Source organism: Leptothrix discophora (assembly GCF_030705305.1).
GTDB lineage: Bacteria > Pseudomonadota > Gammaproteobacteria > Burkholderiales > Burkholderiaceae_C > Sphaerotilus > Sphaerotilus discophorus.
Genome location: NZ_JAUZEE010000002.1, coordinates 465,132 through 490,916, shown reverse-complemented (window position 1 = coordinate 490,916; position 25,785 = coordinate 465,132). Strand labels below are relative to the sequence as shown.

General features: G+C 67.9%; 23 protein-coding genes. 8 read left to right on the top strand and 15 right to left on the bottom strand.

Annotated features, from left to right (window positions below):
- Positions 1–30 precede the first annotated feature (30 nt).
- Positions 31–807: a PP2C family protein-serine/threonine phosphatase gene (locus tag Q8X39_RS05725; RefSeq protein WP_407067969.1), complete on the top strand. Its 777-nt coding sequence runs from the start codon at positions 31–33 to the stop codon at positions 805–807.
- 24 nt (positions 808–831) lie between these two features.
- On the opposite strand, the gene zapE is transcribed toward Q8X39_RS05725, so the two are convergent.
- The 6 genes from zapE to Q8X39_RS05695 all read right to left on the bottom strand — a co-directional run bounded on the left by zapE (position 832) and on the right by Q8X39_RS05695 (position 9,312).
- Complete coding sequence (gene zapE / locus Q8X39_RS05720; RefSeq protein WP_305748673.1) at positions 832–1,932, bottom strand: cell division protein ZapE; 1,101 nt, start codon at positions 1,930–1,932, stop codon at positions 832–834.
- Positions 1,933–2,023: 91 nt separating this feature from the next.
- A complete protein-coding gene (lpdA, locus tag Q8X39_RS05715) occupies positions 2,024–3,451 on the bottom strand; it encodes a dihydrolipoyl dehydrogenase (protein WP_305748672.1) in 1,428 nt (475 codons plus the stop codon).
- 24 nt (positions 3,452–3,475) lie between these two features.
- On the bottom strand, positions 3,476–3,817 hold the full coding sequence (locus tag Q8X39_RS05710) for a PspC domain-containing protein (protein WP_305748671.1): 342 nt from the start codon (positions 3,815–3,817) through the stop codon (positions 3,476–3,478).
- Between the two features lie 58 nt (positions 3,818–3,875).
- Positions 3,876–5,135, bottom strand: a complete 1,260-nt coding sequence (gene odhB, locus Q8X39_RS05705) for a 2-oxoglutarate dehydrogenase complex dihydrolipoyllysine-residue succinyltransferase (RefSeq protein ID WP_305748670.1) — start codon at positions 5,133–5,135, stop codon at positions 3,876–3,878.
- A gap of 111 nt (positions 5,136–5,246) precedes the next feature.
- Positions 5,247–8,105 carry a 2-oxoglutarate dehydrogenase E1 component gene (locus tag Q8X39_RS05700; RefSeq protein ID WP_305748669.1) on the bottom strand — a complete coding sequence of 953 codons (2,859 nt, stop codon included), beginning with the start codon at positions 8,103–8,105 and terminating at the stop codon, positions 5,247–5,249.
- A gap of 220 nt (positions 8,106–8,325) precedes the next feature.
- The gene (locus Q8X39_RS05695; protein WP_305748668.1) at positions 8,326–9,312 is read right to left on the bottom strand and encodes a TIGR03790 family protein; all 987 of its coding nucleotides are present in this window, start codon (positions 9,310–9,312) and stop codon (positions 8,326–8,328) included.
- Positions 9,313–9,472: 160 nt separating this feature from the next.
- On the opposite strand from Q8X39_RS05695, the gene Q8X39_RS05690 reads away from it, so the two are divergent.
- The gene (locus tag Q8X39_RS05690; RefSeq protein WP_305748667.1) at positions 9,473–10,243 is read left to right on the top strand and encodes an IclR family transcriptional regulator; all 771 of its coding nucleotides are present in this window, start codon (positions 9,473–9,475) and stop codon (positions 10,241–10,243) included.
- Positions 10,244–10,345: 102 nt separating this feature from the next.
- Here Q8X39_RS05690 and pbpG read toward each other — a convergent pair whose 3' ends face one another.
- From pbpG to Q8X39_RS05655, 7 genes are all read right to left on the bottom strand, one after another.
- Entirely contained in the window at positions 10,346–11,389 is a 1,044-nt protein-coding gene (gene pbpG / locus Q8X39_RS05685; protein ID WP_305748666.1) for a D-alanyl-D-alanine endopeptidase, read from the bottom strand.
- Positions 11,390–11,646: 257 nt separating this feature from the next.
- Positions 11,647–13,188, bottom strand: a complete 1,542-nt coding sequence (locus tag Q8X39_RS05680) for a 2-isopropylmalate synthase (RefSeq protein ID WP_305748665.1) — start codon at positions 13,186–13,188, stop codon at positions 11,647–11,649.
- 25 nt (positions 13,189–13,213) lie between these two features.
- Positions 13,214–14,920 carry a 2-isopropylmalate synthase gene (leuA, locus tag Q8X39_RS05675; RefSeq protein ID WP_305748780.1) on the bottom strand — a complete coding sequence of 569 codons (1,707 nt, stop codon included), beginning with the start codon at positions 14,918–14,920 and terminating at the stop codon, positions 13,214–13,216.
- A 250-nt stretch (positions 14,921–15,170) separates the two neighbouring features.
- Positions 15,171–16,007, bottom strand: coding sequence for a CDP-diacylglycerol--serine O-phosphatidyltransferase (gene pssA, locus Q8X39_RS05670; RefSeq protein WP_305748664.1), 837 nt, complete (start codon positions 16,005–16,007; stop codon positions 15,171–15,173).
- 107 nt (positions 16,008–16,114) lie between these two features.
- Positions 16,115–17,131, bottom strand: coding sequence for a ketol-acid reductoisomerase (ilvC, locus tag Q8X39_RS05665; protein WP_305748663.1), 1,017 nt, complete (start codon positions 17,129–17,131; stop codon positions 16,115–16,117).
- 124 nt (positions 17,132–17,255) lie between these two features.
- Positions 17,256–17,747 carry an acetolactate synthase small subunit gene (gene ilvN / locus Q8X39_RS05660; RefSeq protein ID WP_305748662.1) on the bottom strand — a complete coding sequence of 164 codons (492 nt, stop codon included), beginning with the start codon at positions 17,745–17,747 and terminating at the stop codon, positions 17,256–17,258.
- Positions 17,748–17,900: 153 nt separating this feature from the next.
- Entirely contained in the window at positions 17,901–19,682 is a 1,782-nt protein-coding gene (locus Q8X39_RS05655; RefSeq protein WP_305748661.1) for an acetolactate synthase 3 catalytic subunit, read from the bottom strand.
- Positions 19,683–19,971: 289 nt separating this feature from the next.
- On the opposite strand from Q8X39_RS05655, the gene Q8X39_RS05650 reads away from it, so the two are divergent.
- From Q8X39_RS05650 to Q8X39_RS05625, 6 genes are all read left to right on the top strand, one after another.
- Positions 19,972–20,538: an RNA polymerase sigma factor gene (locus tag Q8X39_RS05650; protein WP_305748660.1), complete on the top strand. Its 567-nt coding sequence runs from the start codon at positions 19,972–19,974 to the stop codon at positions 20,536–20,538.
- Positions 20,535–21,077: a DUF3619 family protein gene (locus Q8X39_RS05645; RefSeq protein ID WP_305748659.1), complete on the top strand. Its 543-nt coding sequence runs from the start codon at positions 20,535–20,537 to the stop codon at positions 21,075–21,077. Before Q8X39_RS05650 ends, Q8X39_RS05645 begins: the two co-directional genes overlap by 4 nt.
- Before the next feature lie 32 nt (positions 21,078–21,109).
- The gene (locus Q8X39_RS05640) at positions 21,110–21,865 is read left to right on the top strand and encodes a DUF3106 domain-containing protein (RefSeq protein WP_305748658.1); all 756 of its coding nucleotides are present in this window, start codon (positions 21,110–21,112) and stop codon (positions 21,863–21,865) included.
- A complete protein-coding gene (locus tag Q8X39_RS05635) occupies positions 21,862–22,440 on the top strand; it encodes an RDD family protein (protein ID WP_305748657.1) in 579 nt (192 codons plus the stop codon). The genes Q8X39_RS05640 and Q8X39_RS05635 overlap by 4 nt, the downstream gene beginning before the upstream one ends.
- Positions 22,441–22,506: 66 nt before the next feature.
- The gene (locus Q8X39_RS05630; RefSeq protein ID WP_305748656.1) at positions 22,507–22,887 is read left to right on the top strand and encodes a diacylglycerol kinase; all 381 of its coding nucleotides are present in this window, start codon (positions 22,507–22,509) and stop codon (positions 22,885–22,887) included.
- A 10-nt stretch (positions 22,888–22,897) separates the two neighbouring features.
- Entirely contained in the window at positions 22,898–23,485 is a 588-nt protein-coding gene (locus tag Q8X39_RS05625; RefSeq protein WP_305748655.1) for an LOG family protein, read from the top strand.
- Positions 23,486–23,573: 88 nt separating this feature from the next.
- Here Q8X39_RS05625 and Q8X39_RS05620 read toward each other — a convergent pair whose 3' ends face one another.
- Positions 23,574–23,912 (bottom strand): P-II family nitrogen regulator, encoded by a 339-nt coding sequence (locus Q8X39_RS05620; protein WP_305748654.1) that lies wholly within the window; start codon positions 23,910–23,912, stop codon positions 23,574–23,576.
- 140 nt (positions 23,913–24,052) lie between these two features.
- Positions 24,053–25,717, bottom strand: coding sequence for an energy-dependent translational throttle protein EttA (ettA, locus tag Q8X39_RS05615; RefSeq protein WP_305748653.1), 1,665 nt, complete (start codon positions 25,715–25,717; stop codon positions 24,053–24,055).
- Positions 25,718–25,785 lie beyond the last annotated feature (68 nt).

Genomic DNA, 25,785 nt, shown 5'->3' with positions numbered 1-25,785 from the left:
CCACGATTATAGTTTTCGACCATGAAATCAATGGCGCCGGGACACCGGCTGACGGCAGCCACGGCGATCGACCGTGGCGATCGTCTCTATCAGCAGGACCAGGTCGAGGTCTATGCCCATCCACGCGTGGCCGGCTGCCTGCTGGCGATCCTGGCCGACGGCATGGGCGGCAAGAGCGGCGGGCGCAAGGCGGCCGACCAGGTGCTGCTGATCGCGCGCCAGCTGTTCGAGCGCTTCGTGCCGGTCAAGGACAGCGCCGAGGCGTTGCTCAAGCGGCTCGTCGAGGAGTCGCACCTGATGATCAAGCTGACCGCGATCACCTCCGAGCAGGAGCCGCACAGCACGATCGCCGCCGCGCTGCTGCTGCCCAACCGCGAGTGCCACGTCGTGCATGCGGGCGATTCGCGGGTCTACCTGTTCCGCGGTCCGCAGATGGTCACGCGCACGCTGGATCACTCGCTGGTCCAGCGCCTGATCGACCAGGGCGAGATCACCGAGGACGAGGCCAACGACCACCCGCACGGCCACCTGCTGACCGGCTGCCTGGGTGCGGACGAGGACCCGCCGGTGACGCTGGAGGCGGTGCAGACGCTGGCGCTGGGCGACTCGGTCCTGCTGTGCAGCGACGGCCTGTGGCACTACTTCACGCCGCGCGAGCTGGGCACCATCACCCATGCGCTCAAGCCACGTGACGCCACCAAGATGCTGATCGCCAAGGCCCGCCAACGTGCCCGCGGCGGCGGCGACAACGTCTCGCTCGCGCTGGTCAAGGTCGAGGCGCTGGACGCGCCGGACGACGGCAGCTGACCCGGATTCCCCCGGGCGACGGGCTCACGTCAACGAGGTGTCGACATCGCGCCGCTCCAGCGCGAGGAACTCGGCCGACTGCATCTCCGTCAGGCGCGAGACCGTGCGCGGGAACTCGTGCGACAGCGGACCTTCGGTGTAGAGCTGCTCGGGCGGCACCGCGGCCGAGATCACCAGCTTGACGCGGCGGTCGTAGAGCACGTCGACCAGCCAGGTGAAGCGGCGCGCCTCGGAGGCCAGCTTGGGCGGCATCAGCGGCACGTTCGACAGGATCAGCGTGTGGAACTGCGTCGCCAGTTCCAGGTAGTCGTTCTGCGAGCGCGGCCCGCCGCACAGTTCCTTGAAGTCGAACCAGACCACGCCACCGGCCTTGCGGCGGGCGCGGATCACGCGGTGCTCGATGTTCATGACCGGGTCCTCGTCGCGGGCCTCGGCCAGTTCCTCGAAGGTCCGCGTCAGCGAGGCATCGGCCTGGGCGCCCAGCGGTGAGTGGTACAGCTCGACCTGTTCGAGCGTGCGGCGCCGGTAGTCGGTGCCGTTGTCGACGTTGATGACCTCCAGCTGGGCCTTCAGCAGCTCGATGGCCGGCAGGATGCGGTCGCGGTGCAGGCCGTTCGGGTAGAGGCCATCGGGATGGAAGTTCGACGTGGTGATGATGGACACGCGGTTGCGGAACATCGCGTCCAGCAGCCGGTGCAGGATCATCGCGTCGGTGACGTCGGCGACGTGGAACTCGTCGAAGCAGATCAGCCGGAAGCGCCGGGAGATGCGCCGACCCAGCTCATCGAGCGGATTGACCATGCCCTTGAGGTCCTGCAGCTCGCGGTGCACCTCGCGCATGAACTCGTGGAAGTGCAGCCGGGTCTTGCGCTGCAGCGGCACGGCCTGGAAGAAGGCATCCATCAGGAAGCTCTTGCCGCGCCCCACCCCGCCGTACATGTAGACCCCGCGCGGGATCGGCGGCCGCACCAGCGCCTTGGTCAGCGCGTTGCTGCGGCGGGACTTGTAGGCCGCCCATTCGTCCTGGCAGCGCTGCAGCGCGGCGACCGCGCGCAGCTGGGCCGGATCGGCCTGGTAGCCACGTTCGGCCAGGGTCTGGTGGTAGAGGTCGGTGACGCGGGTCATGCACTGGCTCTTCGGGTCAGGATGGACGAACGGGGCGACTCGCGCCGCCCCGTCATGCCTCGTCAGCGGCGCCGCGAGGCGCCGGGCTGCGTCAGAAGTTCAGCGTGCGCTTGTCGACGGCCAGCGCGGCTTCCTTGGTCGCCTCGGACAGCGACGGGTGGGCATGGCAGATGCGGGCGATGTCCTCGGCGGAGGCCTTGAAGGCCATCGCCACGACGGCCTCCGAGATCAGCTCGGACGCGTACGGGCCGACGATGTGCACGCCCAGGATCTCGTCGGTCCTGGCATCGGCCAGGAACTTGACGAAGCCGGTCGTGTCGCCCAGCGCGCGGGCGCGGCCGTTGGCCATGAAGGGGAACTGGCCGGCCTTGTAGGCGACGCCGTCGGCCTTGAGCTGCTGCTCGGTGCGGCCGACCCAGGCGATCTCCGGGCTGGTGTAGATGACCCACGGGATGATCCCGAAGTCGACATGGCCGTGCTGGCCGGCGATGCGCTCGGCCACCGCCACGCCCTCTTCCTCGGCCTTGTGCGCCAGCATCGGGCCGCGCACCACGTCGCCGACCGCCCAGACGCCGGGCAGGTTGGTGCGGCACTCGTCGTCGACCACGATCGCGCCACGCTCGTCGAGCTTCAGGCCGACGGCATCGGGGTTCAGGCCGGTCGTGTTGGCGACCCGGCCGATCGAGACGATCAGCTTGTCGACCGCCAGCGTCTGCTCGGCGCCCTTGGCATCGGCATAGGACACGACGACGCCGGCACCGCTGGTGTCGACCTTCGAGATCTTCACGCCGAACTCGAACTTCAGGCCCTGCTTCTGGAAGGCCTTGAGCGCCTCCTTGGCGACGCCTTCATCGGCCGCGCCCAGGAAGCCGGGCATGGCTTCGAGGATGGTGACTTCCGCACCCAGGCGGCGCCAGACCGAACCCATCTCCAGGCCGATCACGCCCGAACCGATCACGCCGAGCCTGGCCGGCACGGCGCCGATGCGCAGCGCGCCGTCATTGGACAGGACCTTGTCCTCGTCGAAGGCCGCACCCGGCAGCGCACGGGCGGTCGAGCCGGTGGCGACGATGACCTGCCTGGCGGTCAGCGTCTCGGCCGAGGCACCGGCCACGCTGATCTCGTAGCCGCCTTCAACGGCCTTCGCAAAGGAGCCGCGACCGTGGAAGAAGCTGACCTTGTTCTTCTTGAACAGGTAGAGGATGCCGTCGTTGTTCTGCTTCACGACGGTGTTCTTGCGGCCGATCATCCTGGCCACGTCGATCGTCAGGTCCGACAGGCCGATGCCGTGTTCGGCGAAGTGGTGACCGGCGTGCTCGAAGTGCTCGCTGGACTGCAGCAGCGCCTTCGACGGGATGCAGCCGACGTTGGTGCAGGTGCCGCCGGGCGCAGGTCCGCCCTTCTCGTTCTTCCACTCGTCGATGCAGGCGACGTTGAAGCCGAGCTGGGCCGCACGGATGGCGGCGATGTAGCCGCCGGGGCCGCCGCCGATCACGACGACATCAAAGGACTTGGACATGGTGACCTATCGTTCTCGCCCACTTCAGGGCGTCAGGTGGGAGCGCGTGCCGGGCAACGGGGCCTGCGGCACGAAGATCCACAACAGGAGGTAGAGCAGCCCGCCGGTGCCGGCGAACAGGAACAGCAGGGCAAACGCGAGGCGCCACAGCCAGGACTCGGCGCCGATCAGGCGCGCCAGGCCGCCGCAGACACCGGCGATCCAGCGGTCGTCGGCCGAACGGCGCAAGCCGTTGGCGACGACCACGCCCGGCGCCACCGCCTGGCCCGCCAGCAGCCGGGCCTTGGCCTGGGCGAACTCCGCCTCGCTCAGCACACCGCGCTGGCGCAGGTCTTCGAGTTGCTGGAGTTCGTCGGCGAGGCTCATCGCGTGCTCCCGGGAAAAGCAGAAAGGGGCCGGCGCATGACCGGCCCCGCAGGCCGGATCAGATGTCGAACAGGAGGCGTGCGGGATCTTCCAGCGCTTCCTTCATCGCCACCAGGCCCAGCACGGCTTCGCGGCCGTCGATGATGCGGTGGTCGTAGGACATCGCGAGGTAGTTGATCGGGCGCACCACGACCTGGCCGTTCTCGACCACCGCGCGGTCCTTGGTCGCGTGCACGCCCAGGATGGCCGACTGCGGCGGGTTGATGATCGGCGTGGACAGCATCGAGCCGAAGGTGCCGCCGTTCGAGATCGAGAACGTGCCGCCGGTCAGCTCCTCGATGCCGAGCTTGCCGTCCTTGGCCTTCTGGCCGAACTCGGCGATCTTCTTCTCGATGTCGGCGAAGCTCATCTGGTCCGCATTGCGGATGATGGGCACCACCAGACCACGCGGCGAACCGACCGCGATGCCGATGTCGAAGTAGCCGTGGTAGACGATGTCGTTGCCGTCGACCGAGGCGTTGAGGACCGGGAACTTCTTCAGCGCATGGACCGCAGCCTTGACGAAGAAGCTCATGAAGCCGAGCTTGACGCCGTGTTCCTTCTCGAACTTGTCCTGGAACTTCTTGCGCATGTCCATCAGCGGCGCCATGTTCACCTCGTTGAAGGTGGTCAGGATGGCGTTGGTCGACTGCGACTGCAGCAGGCGCTCGGCGACGCGGGCGCGCAGGCGGCTCATCGGCACGCGCTGCTCGGGGCGGTCACCCAGGTTCTGCGCGGCCGGTGCCTTGACGGCGGGCAAGGGCTTGGCAACGGCCGGCGCGGCCGGCACGGCGATCGCCGGAGCGGCCACGGCGGCGGGCTTGGCCGCACCGGCGGCGACGGCACCCAGCACGTCGCCCTTGGTGATGCGGCCGTCCTTGCCGGTGCCGGCGACGGCGCTGGCGGCGAGGTTGTTGTCGGCCAGCAGCTTGGCCGCTGCGGGCATCGCGACGCCGGACTTGTCGGCGCCGGCGGGTGCGGCAGCCGCCGGTGCGGTGGCCACAGCGGCGGCGGCCGGTGCGGCGGCGCCGGCCTTGCCCTCGGTGTCGATCTGGGCGATCAGCTGGTCGCTGACGACCGTGCCGCCGTTGCCGACCACATGCGCGGCCAGCACGCCGGCAGCCGGCGCGGGGACTTCGAGCACGACCTTGTCGGTCTCGATCTCGATCAGGATTTCATCCATCGCCACGGCTTCGCCGGGCTGCTTCTTCCATTGCAGGAGGGTCGCCTCGGCGACCGACTCGGACAACTGGGGGACCTTGACTTCAACGATGGCCATTTGGAATCTCTTTTGTTCGGGGAGTTGCAGCGCGTTCCACGCCCGGCCTGAAGCCGGACACACACACGCGACGGAAGCGGCGCGCAGCGCCCGCTCCCGTCACTCGGACACTCACTTGGTGAGCACGAAGCCCTTGATCTTGCCGAAGGCCTGATCCAGCAGCGCCTTCTGCTGCTCCTGGTGCAGGTGGGCGTAACCGACGGCCGGCGATGCCGAGGCGGCGCGGCCGGCATAACCCAGCTTCTGGCCTTCGAGCATGTTCTCGTGGATCTGGTGCTGCACGAAGAACCAGGCACCCTGGTTCTGCGGCTCGTCCTGGCACCACACCACGTCGGTCGCGTTCGGGTACTTCTTCAGCTCGGCGGCGAAGGCCTTGTGCGGGAAGGGATAGAGCTGCTCGACGCGGATCACCGCGACATCGCTGGCCTTCTTCTCCTCGCGCTTCTTGACCAGGTCGTAATAGACCTTGCCCGAGCAGGCGATCACGCGCTTGACCTTGGCGCCGTCGATGCCGGCGTTCAGCTCCGGGATCACGGTGCGGAACTCGCCCTTGCTGAACTCGGTCAGCGGCGAGGTCGCGTCCTTGTTCCGCAGCAGCGACTTGGGCGTCATGATGACCAGCGGCTTGCGCAGCGGGCGCACCATCTGGCGGCGCAACAGGTGGAAGATCTGGCTGGCCGTGGTCGGCTGCACGATCTGCATGTTGGTGTCGGCGGCCAGCTGCATGAAGCGCTCCAGGCGGGCCGAGCTGTGCTCGGGGCCCTGGCCTTCATAGCCGTGCGGCAACATCATCACCAGGCCGTTGACGCGGCCCCACTTGACCTCGCCCGAGGCGATGAACTGGTCGATCACGACCTGCGCGCCGTTGACGAAGTCGCCGAACTGGCCTTCCCAGATGGTCAGCGTGTTCGGATCGGCGCTGGCGTAGCCGTACTCGAAGCCGAGCACCGCCTCTTCCGACAGGATCGAGTCGATCACGACGAACGGGGCCTGGTTCTCGGCCACGTTCTGCAGCGGCACGTAGGTGCCGATGTCCCACTTCTCGCGGTTCTGGTCGTGCAGCACGGCATGGCGGTGCACGAAGGTGCCACGGCCGCAGTCCTCGCCCGACAGGCGCACGGCATAGCCGCTGGCCACCAGCGAGGCGTAGGCCAGGTGCTCGCCCATGCCCCAGTCGACGTTGATCTCGCCACGGCCCATCGCGGCGCGATCGGCCAGGACCTTCTCGACCAGCGGGTGGACCTTGAAGTTGCCCGGCACCGTCGTGATGCGCTCGGCCAGGCGCTTGATCTCGACCATCGGCAGCGCGGTGTCGGCGCTGTCGGTCCACTTCTTGCCGAGGAAGGGTGCCCAGTCGACCGCGTACTTGCTCTTGTAGTTGGTCAGCACCGGATCCACCGTGTGCTTGCCCGCGTCCATCGCGGCGCGGAAGTCCTTGACCATCTGGTCCGGACCATCGGCCGGCAGCACGCCCTGCGCCTCCAGCTTGTCGCCGTAGAGGCGACGCGTGCCCGGGTGCTGGGCGATCTTCTTGTACATCAGCGGCTGCGTCAGGCTGGGCGTGTCCTGCTCGTTGTGGCCCAGCTTGCGGAAGCAGATGATGTCGACGACGACGTCCTTCTTGAACTGCTGGCGGTAGTCCATCGCCAGCTGGGTGCAGAACACCACGGCTTCGGGATCGTCGCCGTTCACGTGCAGCACCGGCGCCTCGATCATCTTGACGACGTCGGAGCAGTACAGGGTCGAGCGGCTGTCGCGCGGGTCGCTGGTCGTGAAGCCGATCTGGTTGTTGATGACAATGTGCAGCGTGCCGCCGGTGTAGTAGCCGCGGGTCTGCGCCAGCGCCAGCGTCTCCATCACGACGCCCTGGCCGGCGAAGGCCGCGTCGCCGTGCACGAGCACCGGCAGGACCTGGTCGCCGGTCTTGTCGCCGCGACGGTCCATGCGGGCCTTGACCGAGCCTTCGACGACCGGGTTGACGATCTCGAGGTGCGACGGGTTGAAGGCCAGGCTCAGGTGGACCGGGCCGCCGGCGGTCGAGATGTCGCTCGAGAAGCCCTGGTGGTACTTCACGTCGCCCGAGGGCAGGTGTTCCGGCGCGGTGTGGTCGAACTCGGCGAACAGGTCCTTGGGCATCTTGCCCAGGGTGTTGACCAGCACGTTCAGGCGGCCGCGGTGGGCCATGCCGATGACCATTTCCTGCACGCCGTGCGTGCCGGCGCGCTGGACGACCTCGTCCATCGAGGCGATGAAGCTCTCGCCGCCTTCGAGCGAGAAACGCTTCTGGCCGACGTACTTCGTGTGCAGGTAGCGCTCGAGGCCCTCGGCGGCCGTGAGGCGCTCGAGGATGTGCTTCTTTTCCTCGGCCGTGTAGACGGGCTTGCTGCGGCTCGCCTCCAGGCGCTCCTGCCACCAGCGCTTCTCGGTCGGGTCGGTGATGTGCATGAACTCGGCCCCGACGGTGCCGCAGTACGTGTCACGCAGGGCCTGCACGATCTCGCGCAGGGACATGTTCTCGGCCTTGCTGAAGTACGTGTTCGCGGCGCTGAACGTGATGTCCATGTCGGACTCGCTCAGGTCGTAGAACGCCGGCTCCAGTTCGGGAATCTTGGGGCGCTCGGTGCGCTTGAGCGGGTCGAGGTCGGCCCAGCGCGAACCGAGGAAGCGGTAGGCGGCGATCAGGGACTGGACATGGACCTGCTTGCGGGCGACGGCGAGGTCGGCTTCGCTGGCCTTCAGGGCGAAGGCGTTGGCCTTGGCACGCTGGGCGAACGATTCGATCACCGGAGCGTGGGCCACGTCGCGGCTGTCGGAGCCGTCGGTGGCGGGCACATGCTGGAGCGCGTCGAAGTAGTCGCGCCAGTTGTCCGGCACGGAGCCGGGGTTGTCGAGGTAGGCCTCGTACATCTCTTCGACGTACGGTGCGTTGCCTCCGAACAGGTAGGAGTTCGACCTGTATTGCTGCATCATCTTTCGCTCACCTCTCGCCCCGGTATCCAGGACTTCGATGGGTTGAACAACCTTCCGCGACACGGCTTGACCGGTTGGCGGATTGCGACCCGCCTTGACTGTTGCCAGAGAAGGGGACGGGAAGGACCTCAAGTCAGGCCGCGAATGTAGCACCGGCAAGCCGTCACGAAACTTGCACGGATGGGCCGAAAACACACGGTTTCGGTTGAGCGTTCCGCCGTCAGCGGCGAGCGAACGGAGCGGCCAGCGGCTCGCCCACGAACACGCCCTGCTGCGGCCAGGCGACGCTCTTCCAGTAGGCCTCGATGGCGGTCTGTCCCTGCAGATAGTGCAGCAGCAGCACCTGGGGATGGGGGAACTTCTGCAGGTGGTTGCAGGGCTCGCTGACGCTGCCGTAGCTCGCCGTCGCACCCGCATCGAGCCAGGCCGTCGCCGGCGTCTGGCCGCCCACCGCATCGAGCAGACCGCCGAAGGACGTCAGGTGATCGGCCAGCGCGCCCGGCACCCAGTCGATCGCCTCCAGCCCGGCCGGCAGCACCGCCAGGCCGGTCTGGACCAGCATCACGCGACGCCCCGGACGCGGCAGGTCGCCGGTCGTCGACTCGACCTGCAGCGCCAGCTGGGGCACCGTCGCGGACGGCGGAAAGAGCGCCGCGCGGACGTTGCGAGCGCCGTCGCCGGTCGACAGGAACCAGGCCTGGGCCGGCGGGCTGCCGCGCAGCCCGAGCTGGCCGTCGGACGCGACGCCCCGGTCGATCAGTCGACGGGCGGCCTCGACGCTGCCGGAGGCCAGCAGCATGGACGGACGCCAGCCGTGGTCCTTCAGCGGCTGGCTGGAGGCCGAGTTGAAGTAGGACGAGGCCGCGCTGGCACGCCCACAGGTGTTGCGGCACAGCGCCTCGTCGGCCCCGAAGGCCAGCGCACCGGTGATCGACAGGCAGCCGACCGCATAAGGGCGGTTCCAGGCCAGCGCCAGCGCCTGGATCTGCGGTCCGAAGCGGGCATCGATGCGTGCCTTCAGCTGAGCCAGATCGGCCGGCGAGAGCTGCGCCTGCACCGGAAGGTCGACCCGGAGGACCTGCTCGGGCGCGAGCTGGCGGCGTTCGAGATAGTGTTCGCCGACGGCCACCGAATAGGGATCGCCCTCATTGATCACCAACCCGATCTGCGACGCATGCAGCCGCCCGAAGACACGCGGAACCTGCATCGCCGGGACCGGCACCGCCGTGTTCGACGCCGCAGGGGTCGCGGCCGAAGGCTGGGCGCAAGCGGGAAGAGCGGCGCAGCCGACCAGCACGGCAGCCGTGAACGCTGACAAAGCACGTTTCGCCATGCAAAAATAGCTTCTGCGATTCAAGAGGGCAGTCATGACGAAGAAGGACGGCCAGACGCCGACGATCCAGGTCCTTGAACGAACCTTCCTGCTGCTGGACGTGCTGGCGGCGCACCGGGACCCGGTGTCGCTCAAGCAGGTCAGCGAGCATACCGGCCTGCACCCGTCGACCGCGCACCGCATCCTCAACGACCTCGCCGCCGGTCGCTTCGTCGAACGGCCCGAGGCCGGCAGCTACCGGCTCGGCATGCGCCTGCTGGAGCTGGGCAACCTCGTCAAGGCCCGGCTGGACGTGCGCGACGCCGCCCTCGGGCCGATGCGGGATCTGCACAAGGTCACGCACCAGCCTGTCAACCTCTCGGTGCGGCAGGGCGACGAGATCGTCTACATCGAGCGGACCTACTCCGAGCGTTCCGGCATGCAGGTCGTGCGCGCCGTCGGCGGTCGGGCGCCCCTGCACCTGACGTCGGTGGGCAAGCTGTTCCTGGCCCAGGACGACCCGCAGCGGGTGCGCGCCTATGCCGCCCGGACGGGACTGGCCGGCCACACCCGCAACAGCCTGACCGACCTGGCGATGCTCGAACGCGAGCTGGCGAAGGTGCGCCAGACCACGCTGGCGCGGGACAACGAGGAACTCGAACTGGGCGTGCGCTGCATGGCCGCCGGCATCTACGACGACCAGGGCAAGCTGGTCGCAGGACTGTCGATCTCAGCGCCGGCGGACCGGCTCGAGGAAGGCTGGAGCGAGCGCCTGCGCGAGACCGCCAGCCAGATCTCCAAGGCGCTCGGCTACCAGGCCGGCTGAACGCGGTCCGGACGCAAGAAAATCGGGCGTGAAAAAGCCGGCCTCACGTGCCGGCTTGATGCGGAAGACGGCGGAGGACTGCCGCGCGGTGAGCGACCGGCCTCAGCGCAGCGGACGCGCATTCGAGCGCGCCGCCAGCTCATGGTCATGCTCGATCCACTGGCGCACGCGCTCGGCGTCGCCCAGGCGCGAATACTTGCCGGCCGAATCCAGGAACACCATGATCAGCTTGCGGCCAGCCATCTGCGCCTGCATGACGAGGCAGCGCCCGGCTTCGGCGATGTACCCGGTCTTCTGCAGGCCGATCTCCCAGTTCGGGTTGCGCACCAGCCGGTTGGTGTTGTTGAACTGGACCGTGCGGCGACCGATGTCGACCTCCGCATCCGGGGTGGTCGAGAACTGGCGCAGCAGCGGGTATTCGTAGGCGGCACCGACCAGCCGGGCCAGGTCCGGCGCACTGGAACGGTTCTGGCTCGACAGGCCGGTCGGCTCGACGTAGCGGGTGTCGGACATGCCCAGCGAGGCAGCGCGGAAGTTCATCGCCTTGACGAACTCGCCCAGCCCCCCCGGATGGTGACGGCCCAGCGCGTTGGCGGCACGGTTCTCGGACGACATCAGCGCCAGGTGCAGCATCTCGCCGCGGGTCAGGCGGGTCCCGACGGCCAGGCGCGAGGAGCTGCCCTTCTCGGTGTCGATGTCGGCGGTGGTGATCTCGAGCTCGTCGTCGAGCGAGGCCCCGGACTCGACCACCACCATCGCCGTCATCAGCTTGGTCAGCGAGGCGATCGGCAACACGGCCTGCGGGTTCTTGCTGAACAGGACCTCGGAGGTGTCCTGGTCCATCACGAAGGCGACGTTGGACTTCAGTGCCAGCGGATCGCTGGTGTGCTGCAGGCCGGCGCTGCGACCCACCGAGACCGGGTCGGCAACCGTTGCACGGGCGCGCACGACGCGACGCTGCGTCACGACCTTGGAGGACTTGGCGCGGACTTCCGGCCGCACGCGCTTGGCGTTGCTGCCTTGCGCCGCCTCCGCCTGGCCGGCCAGGAGCAGGCCGGCTGCGGTCAGTCCGATGGTCAGCCAGCGCGTCGCGCCAGGCCAGGACAGGACGGAGGGGGACCAGCGCAGGGGCTTGAAGGCGGACATCGGAAGCGATCTCGGGAAAGGGAGGACGGGTCTTCGCGCACCCGGTGCCGGCGGAACCGGCGGTTCGGACCGGGCTCGTCAGACCAGGCCGAAAGGTGACGCGGAGATACAACTCAACACAGTCTATGAGAATCGCTCAATCGGGGCAACGTCTTGATTTATCGAAGAAATCAGGAAATTGCCCTGTACTCCGCAGACCCCCCGGGAACCGGGGACAGGCGTCAGGCACCTCGCTCCAGAACGACCGGGGCGTGCGTTCAGCCCTGGGCTGCGACGCGTTCGGCCTTGCTGTGCAGCTTGTTCAGCGCGGCCAGGTAGGCCTTGGCCGATGCGACCACGATGTCCGGATCGGCACCGACACCATTGACGATGCGCCCGCCCAGCTGCAGCCGCACGGTCACCTCGCCCTGCGACTCGGTGCTGCCCGAGGTGATCGCGTTGACCGAGTACAGCAGCAGCTCGGCGCCCGTGGCCAAGCGCGACTCGATCGCCTTGATGCTGGCGTCGACCGGGCCATTGCCGTCGGACTCGGCATGGTGCTCGACCTCGCCGGCCGCGAAGGCCACGCTCGCATGCGGACGCTCGCCCATCTCGGAGCGTTGCGACAGCGCCAGCAGCCGGTAGTGCTCGGTCTTCTGGTCGCTCTCCTCGTCGCTGACCAGCGCGAGGATGTCCTCGTCGAAGATCTCGCTCTTGCGGTCGGCCAGGTCCTTGAAGCGCAGGAAGGCCGCGTTGATCTCGGCCTCGGATTCCAGCGCGACGCCCAGGTCCTGCAGCCGCTGCTTGAAGGCATTGCGGCCCGAGAGCTTGCCCAGCACGATCTTGTTGGCGCTCCAGCCCACGTCCTCGGCCCGCATGATCTCGTAGGTGTCGCGGGCCTTGAGCACGCCGTCCTGGTGGATGCCCGAAGCATGCGCGAAGGCGTTCGCGCCGACCACCGCCTTGTTGGGCTGGACCACGAAGCCGGTGGTCTGGGCCACCATGCGCGACGCCGGCACGATCTGGGTCGCGTCCACCCGGACGTCCAGCCCGAAGTGGTCGCGCCGGGTGCGCACCGCCATGACGACCTCTTCGAGCGAGCAGTTGCCGGCCCGCTCGCCCAGGCCGTTGATGGTGCATTCGACCTGACGCGCGCCGCCGATCTTGACGCCGGCCAGCGAGTTGGCCACGGCCATGCCGAGGTCGTTGTGGCAGTGCACGCTCCAGATCGCCTTGTCGGAGTTGGGCACGCGCTCGCGCAGCGTCCGGATGAAGTTGCCGTACAGCTCGGGGATGGCGTAGCCGACCGTGTCGGGGATGTTCAGCGTGGTCGCGCCCTCGTCGATCACGGCCTCGAGCACGCGGCAGAGGAAGTCCGGGTCCGAGCGGTAGCCATCCTCGGGCGAGAACTCGATGTCGCCACACAGGTTGCGGGCGAAGCGTACCGCCAGCCGGGCCTGTTCAAGCACCTGCTCGCGGGTCATGCGCAGCTTCTTCTCCATGTGGAGTTCGCTGGTGGCGATGAAGGTGTGGATGCGCGCCCGGTTGGCACCCTTGAGCGCTTCGGCCGCACGGCCGATGTCGCGGTCGTTGGCACGGGCCAGCGAACAGATCGTCGAGTCCTTGATGACGTCAGCGATGGCCTTGACCGCCTCGAAGTCGCCGTTGGACGAGGCGGCAAAACCGGCCTCGATCACGTCCACCTTGAGTCGCTCCAGCTGGCGCGCGATGCGCAGCTTCTCGTCGCGCGTCATCGACGCGCCGGGGGACTGTTCGCCGTCGCGCAGCGTGGTGTCGAAGATGATGAGTTGTTCGCTCATGGCGGGTCTCCTGGAGGTCGTCGGGTCAGGCGGTGGTCGTCGGGGCGGGGCTGTCGGAGCCCGCGTTCAGGGCGCGCTGCCAGCCCGACAGCACCGCCTTGATCGAGGCGCTGACGATGTTGGCGTCGATGCCGACGCCGAACAGCACGCGCGTGCCCACCCGCAGTTCCACATAGGCGGCGGCGCGCGCCTGCGCCCCGCTGCCGATCGAATGTTCATGGTAGTCGAGCACCTCGATGCGCTCGCCGCCGGACTCGGTCAGTGCCTGCACGAAGGCGTCGACCGGGCCGTTGCCGGCACCGGCCAGCACCCGTGGCGCGCCGTCGGCCGCCAGGACGCCGCCGATGCGCGCCCGCAGGCGCACGCTGCCGTCGCCGGCATCGTCGACCTGGGCCGGCTGCGGCATCGCGGCATCGACCGCTACCAGGCCGTAGACCTCGTCGAACAACTGCCAGAGGTCGCCGGCCGACAGCTCCTTGCCCTGCACGTCCATCACCGCCTGGACCTGCTGGCTGAACTCGATCTGCAGGCGGCGCGGGAGTTCGAGGCCGTATTCGGTCTCAAGCAGGTAGCTGATGCCGCCATTGCCGGACTGGCTGTTGACGCGGATCACGGCCTCGTAGCTGCGGCCGAGGTCCTTCGGGTCGATCGGCAGATAGGGCATGTCCCAGGCCTCGCCGTCGCGGCGGGCTGCGAAGGCCTTCTTGATCGCGTCCTGGTGCGAACCCGAGAAGGACGTGTAGACCAGCTCGCCGACATAGGGATGGCGCGGGTGGACGGGAATCTGGTTGCAGAACTCGACCGTTCGACGGATCGCGTCGATGTCGGAAAAGTCCAGGCCAGGCGACACGCCCTGGGTGTAGAGGTTGAGCGCGACGTTGACCAGGTCGAGGTTGCCGGTGCGCTCGCCGTTGCCGAACAGGCAACCTTCGACCCGGTCGGCGCCCGCCATGAGGGCCAGTTCGGCCGAGGCGGTTCCGGTCCCGCGGTCGTTGTGCGGGTGCACGCACAGCACGATGCCGTCGCGGCGCGCGAGGTGGCGGTCCATCCACTCGACCATGTCGGCGAACACGTTGGGCGTGCAGTTCTCGACCGTCGACGGCAGGTTGATGATGCAGGGCTGCGCCGGGCTGGCGTTCCAGACCGCCGTGACCGCGTCGACCACCCGGCGCGCGACCTCGAGTTCGGTGTTGGAGAACATCTCGGGCGAATACTGGAAGGTCCAGCGCGTGCCTGGCTGGCGCGCGGCCTGTTCCCGCAGCATCGCGGCATGGCTGGTGGCGAGTTCGACGATGCCGTCGACGTCCAGCCCGAGGACCACCCGCCTCATGATGGGCGCGGTCGCGTTGTAGAGGTGGACGATGGCGCCGCGCGCGCCCTGCAGCGACTCGAAGGTGCGCTCGATCAGGTGCGCGCGGGCGGGGGTCAGCACCTGGATGGTCACGTCGGCGGGGATGCGGTCTTGCTCGATCAGGCAGCGCACGAAATCGAAGTCGGCCTGCGAGGCAGACGGGAAGCCGATCTCGATCTCCTTGAAGCCGATCGCCACCAGGGCCTCGAACATCCGCAGCTTGCGCGCCACGTCCATCGGCTCGATCAGCGCCTGGTTGCCGTCGCGCAGGTCGGTGCTGAGCCAGCGCGGCGCGGCGCTGATGACGCGGTCAGGCCAACGGCGGTCGGACAGCGCCACCGGAGGCGTCGGACGGTACTTGGCGGCGGGGTTCTTGAGCATGCTCATCGGGGACTCCAGGAAGGGTGGGAATGCAACGCCGCGCCGGGGATGTCAGGACCTGAAAGACAAAAGAAAACGGCCCGCTGCGTTGCGCAAGACGGGCCGTTGATCCGGACGAAGAATGGACGTGATCGATCAGCGCACCCGTGTCGGGGTGCCTGGTAGCAGCGCAAGGGCGCAGATCGGGGTCAATGTCTTCATGGTGATTTCAATGTAGCACAGGCCGGGAAGGCCGATCGCCACGGGGTTCTCAGTGGTGCAGGCCTTTTTCGTCGGGCTCGTCGGTCGACGTGGCGATCACGCTGACCGGCTTGCCGCGCGACTTGCGGATGCCGTAGACCACGTAGCCCGAGACGCCGTAGACCATGAACAGGCCGAACAGCACCAGCGGCGGATGCAGGTTGATCACGGCGATGGCCAGCGCGATGGCGACGATCACCACGAAAGGCACGCTGCGCTTGAGGCCGACGTCCTTGAAGCTGTAGAAAGGCACGTTGGTGACCATCGTCAGACCGGCGTAGAGCGTCAGCGCGAAGGCCGTCCAGGTGATGCCGGGCATCTCGCGCACGCCCCGGAAGCCCATGTCGTCGAGCACCCAGATGAAGCCGATCACGATGGCCGCCGCCGCCGGACTGGGCAGGCCCTGGAAGAAGCGCTTGTCGACCACGCCGATGTTGGTGTTGAAGCGGGCCAGCCGCAGCGCGGCCGCAGCGCAGTAGACGAAGGCCGCCACCCAGCCGGCCTTGCCCAGGCCCTTGAGGGCCCACTCGTAGACGATCAGGGCCGGCGCGGCGCCGAAGCTGACCATGTCCGACAGGCTGTCCATCTGCTCGCCGAAGGCACTCTGCGTGTTGGTCATGCGCGCGACGCGGCCGTCCAGGCTGTCGAGCACCATGGCGCAGAAGACGCCGGCGGCGGCCAGGTCGAAGCGGCCGTTCATCGCCATCACGATCGCGTAGAAGCCACCGAACAGCGCGGCCAGCGTGAACAGGTTGGGCAGCACGTAGATGCCCTTGCGCCGGGGGCGCACGGGCGGCTGCGGATCGTCGTCGTCGATGCCTTCTTCGGGCAGTTCAGCGGGGTTCATGGGCTTGAGAATAACTCACGAAAAGGGCCGCCCGAAGGCGGCCCCAGGGTCCTGCAGGACCTCTCGCGAAGCGGCGGACGGCGCCCTTGCGGGCACCGCCTGCGGCATCAGTTGCGGCTCTTGTCGACCAGCTTGTTGGCCTTGATCCACGGCATCATCGCGCGCAGCTTCTCGCCGACCTGCTCGATCTGGTGATCGGCGGTCAGGCGACGGCGGCTCAGCAGCGTGGGCGCGCCGGCGCGGTTTTCCAGGATGAAGCTCTTGGCGTATTCGCCGGTCTGGATGTCCTTCAGGCACTGACGCATCGCGTTCTTGGTGTCCTCGGTCACCACGCGCGGGCCGGTCACGTACTCGCCGTACTCCGCGTTGTTGGAGATCGAGTAGTTCATGTTCGCGATGCCGCCCTCGTAGATCAGGTCGACGATCAGCTTGAGCTCGTGCAGGCACTCGAAGTAGGCCATCTCGGGGGCGTAGCCGGCTTCCACCAGCGTCTCGAAGCCCGCCTTGATCAGCTCGACGGTGCCGCCGCACAGCACGGCCTGCTCGCCGAACAGGTCGGTCTCGGTCTCTTCGCGGAAGTTGGTCTCGATGATGCCGGCCTTGCCGCCGCCGTTGGCCGCCGCGTAGCTCAGGGCCAGGTCACGGGCCTTGCCGGTCTTGTCCTGGTGGACAGCGATCAGGTGGGGCACGCCGCCGCCCTGGGTGTAGGTGTTGCGCACGGTGTGGCCGGGGGCCTTCGGAGCCACCATCCAGACGTCGACGTCCTCGCGCGGAACGACCTGGCCGTAGTGCACGTTGAAGCCGTGGGCGAAGGCCAGCGAAGCGCCCTCCTTCAGGTTCGGGCCAACTTCGGCGTTGTAGACGGCGGCGATCTGCTCGTCGGGCAGCAGGATCATCACGACGTCGGCGCTCTTGACCGCATCGGCGATCTCGGCGACCTGGAGGCCGGCCTTCTCGGCCTTCGACCAGGACGCGCCGCCCTTGCGCAGACCGACCGTGACCTTCACGCCCGAATCGTTCAGGTTCTGGGCGTGGGCATGGCCTTGCGAGCCGTAGCCGATGATGGTGACGTTCTTGCCCTTGATCAGGCTCAGATCGGCGTCCTTGTCGTAATAGACCTTCATGGGTTTCTCCTGGAAATGCGGGGGAAGTGAACGGGTTTCAGGAACCGCGGCAACTGGCTGCGGTCCCCGTCCCCCTGGGGGGACCGACGCGGGCCACGTGGCCGCGCGCCGTGGGTTGGAAACGTCAGACTCGGAGGATGCGCTCGCCGCGGCCGATGCCGCTGGAGCCGGTGCGCACCGTCTCGAGGATCGCCGTGCGGTCGACCGCCTGGATGAACGCGTCGAGCTTGTCGGCATCGCCGGTCAGCTCGATCGTGTAGGTCTTGTCGGTGACGTCGATGATGCGGCCGCGGAAGATGTCGGCCATGCGCTTGATCTCCTCGCGCTCCTTGCCGACGGCGCGCAGCTTGATCAGCATGAGTTCGCGGGCGGTGTACTGGCCTTCGGTCAGGTCGACCACCTTCACGACCTCGATCAACCGGTTCAGGTGCTTGGTGATCTGCTCGATCACCTCGTCCGAACCGTGCGTGACGATGGTCATGCGCGACAGCGAGGCATCCTCGGTCGGGGCGACCGTCAGGCTCTCGATGTTGTAGCCGCGGGCCGAGAACAGGCCCACCACGCGGGACAGCGCACCAGCCTCGTTCTCGAGCAGCAGGGCAATGATGTGTTTCATGTCGGTCTCCAGGCCGGCACCTCCGTCCGCAACGGTAACTGCGGACCTCGTGCAGGCCATTCAACGGGTCGGTTCATGGATGTGCGCGGACCGCCGCCCGCAGCGCGTCGCGCGCGGCGTGTGGCCGCCGCGAGCGCGCCGCTGGCCAGCCAGTCAGAGCTCTTCGGATCCCAGCAGCATCTCGCTGATGCCCTTGCCCGCCTTGACCATCGGCCAGACGTTCTCGGTCGGATCGGTGCGCACGTCGAGGAAGACGGTGCGGTCCTTCAGGCGGAGCAGTTCCTTCAGCGCCGGCTCGACCTCGGACGGCTTCTCGATCTTCAGGCCGATGTGGCCGTAGGCCTCGGCCAGCTTGACGAAGTCGGGCAGCGCGTCCATGTAGCTGTGCGAGTAGCGGCCGCTGTAGTCCAGCTGCTGCCACTGGCGCACCATGCCCAGGTAGCGGTTGTTGAGCGCGATGATCTTGACCGGCGTGTTGTACTGCTGGCAGGTCGAGAGCTCCTGGATGTTCATCTGGATCGAGCCCTCGCCGGTGATGCAGAACACGTCTGCATCCGGCTTGGCGAGCTTGATGCCCATCGCGTAGGGCAGTCCCACGCCCATCGTGCCCAGGCCGCCGGAGTTGATCCAGCGACGCGGCTCGTCGAAGCGGTAGAACTGCGCCGCCCACATCTGGTGCTGACCGACGTCGGAGGTGACGTAGGTCTCGGTGCCACGGGTCAGCTCCCACAGCTTCTCGACGACCGACTGGGGCTTGATGACCTCGTCCGACTTCTTGTAGTTCAGGCACTCGGTCTTGCGCCACTCGTTGATCTGCGCCCACCAGGCATTGATCGCGGCGGGCTCGGCGCGTTGCTGGGTCTCGCGGATCTGGCTGATCAGTTCCTGCAGCACGTCCTTGACGTCGCCGACGATGGGGATGTCGACCTTGACGCGCTTGGAGATCGAGGACGGGTCGATGTCGATGTGGATGATCTTGCGTTCGACCGAGGCGAAGTGCTTCGGGTTGCCGATCACGCGGTCATCGAAGCGTGCGCCGATGGCGATCAGCACATCGCAGTGCTGCATCGTCATGTTGGCTTCGTAGGTGCCGTGCATGCCCAGCATGCCCAGGAAGCGCGGATCGGTCGACGGGAACGCGCCCAGACCCATCAGCGTGTTGGTGACCGGGTAGCCGAGCAGGTCGGCGAGCTCGCGCAGTTCTGGCGCGGCGTTGCCAAGGATCACGCCACCGCCGGTGTAGATGTACGGACGCTTGGCGCCCAACAGCAGCTGCACGGCCTTGCGGATCTGGCCGCCGTGGCCCTTGCGCACCGGGTTGTAGGAGCGCATCTCGACCGTCTCGGGGTAGCTGAACGAGGTCTTGTTCAGCGAGACGTCCTTCGGGATGTCGACCACGACCGGACCGGGACGGCCGGTGCGGGCGATGTGGAAGGCCTTCTTCAGCGTCAGCGCCAGGTCGCGCACGTCCTTGACCAGGAAGTTGTGCTTGACGATGGGGCGCGTGATGCCGACGGTGTCGCACTCCTGGAAGGCATCCAGGCCGATCGCCGGGGTCGGGACCTGGCCGGTGATGATGACCATCGGGATCGAGTCCATGTAGGCCGTCGCGATGCCGGTGATGGCATTCGTGACGCCCGGACCCGAGGTCACGAGCGCGACGCCCACGTCGCCGGTCGCACGGGCGTAGCCGTCGGCGGCATGCACCGCAGCCTGCTCATGGCGCACGAGCACATGCTGGATGGTTTCCTGCTTGTAGAGCGCGTCGTAGATGTAGAGGACCGCGCCACCCGGGTAGCCCCAGATGTACTTGACGTTCTCTGCCTGGAGGCAGCGAACGAGGATGTCCGAGCCGTTGAGCTCGGGCGTGGAAGAGGAGTCGCGGGAGGCTTGTGCCGATGCGGCACGCTTGTGTTCCGCTGCAGACATGTCCATGTCGAACCTTTCGGGTTTTCTCTGACGAAAATCGAACGGTGCCCCTCCTCGCGCGCCCTACGTCAAAACGGGCACTCGCTCTCGTGGAGCGGAATCAGGGCCTGCGCGGTCAGAAATCGGCGTCACCCGGGGTCGGGCGAGCGAAGTGACCAGGTCCGCACGTGTGCGGAACCGTGAATTATGGCATCTCGCCGGAAGCGGCCCTCCGCCGCTGCCTCCCGGTGCGGTCCCGCCCCAGCCCGGTGCCATAATCCAAGTCGACATGACACGGCCATCCGGCCCCGCACACTTGGCCGCCGAACTGGAACTGTCCGACTTCCTCCAGAGCATCGAGAAGCGCGCCTTCAAACGCACCGTCTATGCGGTCCGTGACGACGACGCTGCCCTGGACATCGTGCAGGACGCCATGATCCGGCTGGCCGAGCGCTATGCCGACCGGCCGCCGGCGGAATGGCCCTTGCTTTTCCAGCGCATCCTGTCCAACGCGACGATGGACTGGTTCCGCCACCAGAAGGTGCGGCGCGGGGTGCTCACGGTCTTCTCCGACTTCGAACCCGCCGGCAGCGACGGCGACTTCGACATCCTGGAGATGCTGGCCGACCAGTCCGGTTCGCACCGCGTGGAGAGTTCGGCCGACACCGCCGAACGGACCCAGACCTTCCATCTGATCGAGGACGAGATCGCGAAGCTGCCCACGCGTCAACGCGAGGCCTTCCTGCTTCGTTACTGGGAAGAAATGGATGTTGCCGAAACGGCGACCGCGATGGGCTGCTCCGAGGGAAGCGTGAAGACGCATTGCTCGCGGGCCGTTCATGCATTGGCCAAGGCATTGAAGCTCAAGGGAATCTCGCTGTGAACTCCGGTCCGATCCTCCGATCCGCCTACCCCCTCGAGGCCGAAGCCCTCGAGGCCCGTTTCGGCCTGCGCGTCACCGCGCGCCTGAACGAGGGCTCGCAGACACTTCCCCATGACGTGACCGAGCGCCTTCGCGTGGCGCGCCAGCAGGCGCTCGAGCGCGCCGCCGCTCGCCGTCTCAAGATGGCACAGACAACTGCTGCGGCCGACGAGGTCGTGATGGTTGGCAACGGCAGCGCCGCGATGCACTGGCCCGACGCCGCCCCCGAGAACCGGCCGCCTCGCCTGGCTGCGCTGGGCAAGCTGGTGCCCATCCTGCTGCTGCTGATCGGCCTGCTGTTCATCAGCCACTGGCGCGAGCGCGAGCAGATCGCCACGACCGCCGACATCGACAGCGCGCTGCTGGGCGATGACCTGCCGCCGGCGGCCTTCACCGATCCGGGCTTCGTCGAGTTCCTGCTTGAGCCGCAGGCCGGCCATCCGCTGGACGCGGCGGCCGAACCGGTTGCCGCGACCACTGCCGACGACATGCGCGAATGAGGCACGCCGCCCTGCCCGACTCCCCTTCGTCCATGACCACGATCCGTCCGACCCGCACACCCGGAGCCGCCCACCGCTGGCTGCTCGCCCTCGTGCTCGGCGGCAGCCTGAGCGCGCTGGCGCAGGCACAGGTGCTGGGCAATCCGGCCTGGTCCGAACTGAGCGCCCGCGAACAGCAGACGCTGCAGCCGCTCAAGGAGCAGTGGGGCACGATCGACGCCGTGCGCAAGCAGAAGTGGCGCGACATCGCCGAGCGATTTCCCGCCATGACGGCCGACCAGCAGGCCCGCACCACCTCGCGCATGGCCGAATGGGCCGCCATGTCGCCGGCCCAGCGCAATGCCGCGCGGTTGCAGTTCGAGCAGGTCCGCCAGGTGCCGGCCAGCGAACGCCAGGCCCGCTGGGACGCCTACCAGTCGCTGCCGACCGAACAGCGCGAGGCCCTGCTCAAGCAGGCCGAGCAGCGCCCGGCCGCAGCCGACACGGCCCGCCCGCCCGCCCGCATCGAGCCCGCCGCGACCAAGAGCGCCCAGGCGCCGCAGCCCAGCGGCAAGCCGCAGCCGGTCGGACCCGGCACCGTCAAGGCGCCCGTCGGCGCCAGCACCCGCCCGATCACGCAAGGCGCCCTGCCGCCGCGCCACCAGCAACCCGGCCTGCCAAAGATCGCCGCGACGCCCGGGTTCATCGACAGCACCACGCTGCTGCCACAGCGCGGCCCGCAGGGCGCCGCGATCGAGCCGGCACGCAAGGCCGTCCCACCGGCCGCCGCCGCCAGCCGCCAGCCATGAGCGGCGTCCTCGACAAGACCGGCCCTGAACAGGGTCGGCACGGTGCCGGTTCGCCAGACGACACCGGCCACGCCGACATCCCGCCGCTGCGCCGCCGTCTCGCGGCGATGGTTTACGAGGGCGTGCTGCTCTTCGGCGTGCTGATGGCCGCCTCCATCCCCTATGCCGCGCTGACCAACCAGCGCCATGCGCTGCAGGGCCGGCACGAGTTCCAGCTCTACCTCTTCCTCGTGCTCGGCCTGTACTTCATCGGCTTCTGGACCCACGGCGGGCAGACGCTGGCGATGAAGACCTGGCACCTGCAGCTGCGCCGAGCCGGCGGTGCGCCGCTTGGCCTGCCGCGCGCCGCGCTGCGCTACGTCACCAGCTGGCTGTGGTTCCTGCCGGCGCTGCTGTTCGTCTGGCTGACCGGCCTGGCGCAGGGTTCGGGTGGGTTCTGGAGCGCCCTCACGGTCGGCGTGCTGGCCTATGCCGCGCTCAGCAAGGTGCTGCCGGGACGGCAGTTCCTGCACGACGTGATCTGCGGCACCGAGCTGGTCCGCCGCACGCCGCCACCGCGTCCGGCCAGGCGCTGAAGACAGGCTGACGCGGGCCCGGTGCCAGGCCGGATGACCGGATACCCGCTGGCACAATCGCACCCCATGTCGAATCCCCACAAGGGCCGCACTGGCCTTGATCGCGTCATCCATGCCGCGGGCTATTCCTGGAGCGGTCTGCGCACCGCCTTCCGCAACGAAAGCGCCTTCCGCCAGGAGACCGTCCTGGCGCTCGCGCTGATCCCGGCGGCCTTCTGGCTCGGCCGGGGCTGGGTCGAGATCGCGCTGCTGGCCGGCAGCATCGTGCTGGTGATGATCGTGGAGCTGCTGAACTCGGCCATCGAGGCCGCGATCGACCGCATCTCCTTCGAGCTGCACGACCTGTCCAAGCTCGCCAAGGACTTTGGCAGCGCCGCCGTCATGCTGGCGCTGCTGCTGTGCGGTGGCATCTGGGCCTCGGCGCTGTGGCAGCGCTTCATGGTCTGAGGACCGACCGATGAGCCCCGCCCGCCCCTTCAGCATCTGCGTCTACTGCGGATCGCGCCTGGGCGCGCAGGACGCCTACGCCGACGCCGCACGGGCGCTCGGCACGGCCATCGCTCGACGCGGCTGGCGGCTGGTCTACGGCGGCGGCAACGTCGGCCTGATGGGACAGGTCGCCGATGCGGCGCTCGCCGCTGGTGGGCAGGTCTGCGGTGTCATTCCCGACTCGCTGATGCGCCGCGAGGTCGGCCACCGCGGCCTGCAGGAACTCCACGTCGTCGACACCATGCATGCGCGCAAGCAGCGCATGGCCGAGGCTTCCGACGCCTTCGTCGCGTTGCCTGGCGGCATCGGCACGCTCGAGGAACTGTTTGAGGTCTGGACCTGGCGCCACCTCGGCTACCACGACAAGCCGGTTGCGCTGCTGGAGGTCGCCGGCTACTGGCAGCCGCTGCTGGACTTCATGCAGCGGACCCAGGCCGAGGGCTTCGTCTCGGCCGAACAGGCCGGCATGCTGGTCGTCGAGGACGACGCCGAGCGCCTGCTCGACCGGCTGGCCGTCGACAGCACCGGCCAGGCCGGCCACTACCGCCGGATCTGAGCAAGCTGCGCCCTGCGCGCCAGACAGCAAAAAGCGCCAGCCACGACAAGTGGACTGGCGCCGTGCGGCAGGAAACGCCCTCAGCGCGTCAGATCGCCTGCTCGTCGGTCTCGCCGGTGCGGATGCGCACGACCTGCTCGACCGGCGTCACGAAGATCTTGCCGTCGCCGATCTTGCCCGTCTTGGCCGCCTTGACGATGGCCTCCAGGCAGCGATCGACGTCGGCGGTCTTCACGACCACCTCGATCTTCACCTTGGGCAGGAAGTCGACGACGTACTCGGCGCCGCGGTAGAGCTCGGTGTGGCCCTTCTGGCGACCGAAGCCCTTGACCTCGGTGACGGTCAGGCCGGTCACGCCGACCTCGGCCAGCGCCTCGCGCACTTCCTCGAGTTTGAACGGCTTGATGACCGCGGTGATCTGCTTCATGACGATGCTCCGGATGCGTTGCTGCGATTCAATTTAACCGTTTTTTCCGACCTGCGCCGCCGGCCCTGCAGCCTGTCGCACGAGGGCTGCAGAACGGTGCGCGGCGCACCGTCGACGGACACGGAAGCCCGGCGATGGCCTTACTTGAGGGCCTTGTAGCGCACCCGCTTCGGACGCGCACCTTCTTCGCCCAGGCGCTTCTTCTTGTCTTCCTCGTATTCCTGGTAGTTGCCTTGGTAGAAGAACCACTGCGAGTCGCCCTCGCAGGCCAGGATGTGGGTGCAGATGCGGTCAAGGAACCAGCGGTCGTGGCTGATGACCATGGCCGAGCCGGCGAACTCCAGCAGCGCGTCTTCCAGCGCGCGCAGCGTCTCGACGTCGAGGTCGTTGGACGGCTCGTCGAGCATCAGCACGTTGCCGCCGGTCGCCAGCGTCTTGGCCAGGTGCAGGCGCCCCCGTTCACCGCCCGACAGGTTCTTGACCAGCTTCTGCTGGTCGTTGCCCTTGAAGTTGAAGCGGCCGATGTAGGCGCGGCTGGGCATCACGAACTTGCCGATGACCAGGTTGTCGAGACCGCCCGAGAGGTCTTCCCAGACCGTCTTCTCGCCCTCGAGCGACTGGCGGCTCTGGTCGACGAAGGCCATCTTGACGGTCTTGCCGATCTTGACGGTGCCGCTGTCGGGCGTCTCGGTGCCCTGGATCATGCGGAAGAGCGTCGACTTGCCGGCACCGTTCGGGCCGATGATGCCGACGATGGCGCCCATCGGGACCTTGAAGCTCAGGTTGTCGATCAGCACGCGGTCGCCAAAGCTCTTGCTGACGTTCTCGAACTCGATCACCTCGGTGCCCAGGCGCTCGGCCACCGGGATGAAGATCTCGTTGGTCTCGTTGCGCTTCTGGTATTCGACGTCGCTCAGCTCCTCGAAGCGGGCCAGGCGCGCCTTGCTCTTGGCCTGGCGGCCCTTGGCGTTCTTGCGCACCCACTCCAGTTCGAGCTTCATCGCCTTGGTGCGGGCGTCCTCGGTGCGCTGTTCCAGCTCCAGGCGCTTTTCCTTCTGCTCCAGCCAGGTCGAGTAGTTGCCCTGGTAGGGCAGGCCGCGACCGCGGTCCAGTTCCAGGATCCACTCGGCGGCGTTGTCGAGGAAGTAGCGGTCGTGGGTGATGGCCACGACGGTGCCGGGAAAGCGACCCAGGAACTGCTCCAGCCACTCGACCGACTCGGCGTCCAGGTGGTTGGTCGGCTCATCGAGCAGCAGCATGTCGGGCTTGGACAGCAGCAGCCGGCACAGCGCGACGCGGCGCTTCTCGCCGCCGGAGAGCTTGCCGATGTTGGCGTCCCAGGGCGGCAGTCGCAGCGCGTCGGCGGCGATCTCCAGCTGCATCTCGGTGTTCTCGCTGCCGGCCGCGGCGATCACCGCCTCCAGCTCGGCCTGCTCGGCGGCCAGCGCGTCGAAGTCGGCGTTCTCCTCGGCATAGGCCGCGTAGACCTCTTCCAGGCGCTGCTTGGCGGCCAGCACGCCGCCGATGCCCTGCTCGACCGCCTCGCGCACGGTGGCGTTCGGGTCCAGCTCGGGCTCCTGCGGCAGGTAGCCGATGCGCAGGCCGGGCATCGCGACGGCTTCGCCCTCGATGTCCTTGTCCAGGCCGGCCATGATCTTGAGCAGGGTCGACTTGCCCGAGCCGTTCAGGCCCAGCACGCCGATCTTCGCGCCGGGGAAGAACGACAGCGAGACGTCCTTCAGGATCTGCCGCTTCGGCGGCACGATCTTGCCGACGCGGTTCATGGTGAATACGTATTGGGCCATGGGTGCGGTTCTGAGCCTTGTGCTGTCCGGTGGTGTTCCGTGCGGCGCGCGCTGCCGGGTTGGCGGTG

Bases quoted from the DNA above. Each gene is read 5' to 3' on its own strand.
- Q8X39_RS05655 (WP_305748661.1), bottom strand. From the start codon at position 19,682: ATGGACATGTCTGCAGCGGAACACAAGCGTGCCGCATCGGCACAAGCC.
- Q8X39_RS05635 (WP_305748657.1), top strand. From the start codon at position 21,862: ATGAGCGGCGTCCTCGACAAGACCGGCCCTGAACAGGGTCGGCACGGT.
- Q8X39_RS05695 (WP_305748668.1), bottom strand. From the start codon at position 9,312: ATGCAGGTTCCGCGTGTCTTCGGGCGGCTGCATGCGTCGCAGATCGGG.
- Q8X39_RS05710 (WP_305748671.1), bottom strand. From the start codon at position 3,817: ATGAGCCTCGCCGACGAACTCCAGCAACTCGAAGACCTGCGCCAGCGC.
- zapE (WP_305748673.1), bottom strand. From the start codon at position 1,932: ATGACCCGCGTCACCGACCTCTACCACCAGACCCTGGCCGAACGTGGC.
- Q8X39_RS05725 (WP_407067969.1), top strand. From the start codon at position 31: ATGGCGCCGGGACACCGGCTGACGGCAGCCACGGCGATCGACCGTGGC.
- Q8X39_RS05680 (WP_305748665.1), bottom strand. From the start codon at position 13,188: ATGAGCGAACAACTCATCATCTTCGACACCACGCTGCGCGACGGCGAA.
- pssA (WP_305748664.1), bottom strand. From the start codon at position 16,007: ATGAACCCCGCTGAACTGCCCGAAGAAGGCATCGACGACGACGATCCG.
- ilvN (WP_305748662.1), bottom strand. From the start codon at position 17,747: ATGAAACACATCATTGCCCTGCTGCTCGAGAACGAGGCTGGTGCGCTG.
- Q8X39_RS05625 (WP_305748655.1), top strand. From the start codon at position 22,898: ATGAGCCCCGCCCGCCCCTTCAGCATCTGCGTCTACTGCGGATCGCGC.
- ettA (WP_305748653.1), bottom strand. From the start codon at position 25,717: ATGGCCCAATACGTATTCACCATGAACCGCGTCGGCAAGATCGTGCCG.
- Q8X39_RS05640 (WP_305748658.1), top strand. From the start codon at position 21,110: ATGACCACGATCCGTCCGACCCGCACACCCGGAGCCGCCCACCGCTGG.
- Q8X39_RS05620 (WP_305748654.1), bottom strand. From the start codon at position 23,912: ATGAAGCAGATCACCGCGGTCATCAAGCCGTTCAAACTCGAGGAAGTG.
- Q8X39_RS05630 (WP_305748656.1), top strand. From the start codon at position 22,507: ATGTCGAATCCCCACAAGGGCCGCACTGGCCTTGATCGCGTCATCCAT.
- odhB (WP_305748670.1), bottom strand. From the start codon at position 5,135: ATGGCCATCGTTGAAGTCAAGGTCCCCCAGTTGTCCGAGTCGGTCGCC.
- ilvC (WP_305748663.1), bottom strand. From the start codon at position 17,131: ATGAAGGTCTATTACGACAAGGACGCCGATCTGAGCCTGATCAAGGGC.
- Q8X39_RS05690 (WP_305748667.1), top strand. From the start codon at position 9,473: ATGACGAAGAAGGACGGCCAGACGCCGACGATCCAGGTCCTTGAACGA.
- lpdA (WP_305748672.1), bottom strand. From the start codon at position 3,451: ATGTCCAAGTCCTTTGATGTCGTCGTGATCGGCGGCGGCCCCGGCGGC.
- leuA (WP_305748780.1), bottom strand. From the start codon at position 14,920: ATGCTCAAGAACCCCGCCGCCAAGTACCGTCCGACGCCTCCGGTGGCG.
- pbpG (WP_305748666.1), bottom strand. From the start codon at position 11,389: ATGTCCGCCTTCAAGCCCCTGCGCTGGTCCCCCTCCGTCCTGTCCTGG.
- Q8X39_RS05700 (WP_305748669.1), bottom strand. From the start codon at position 8,105: ATGATGCAGCAATACAGGTCGAACTCCTACCTGTTCGGAGGCAACGCA.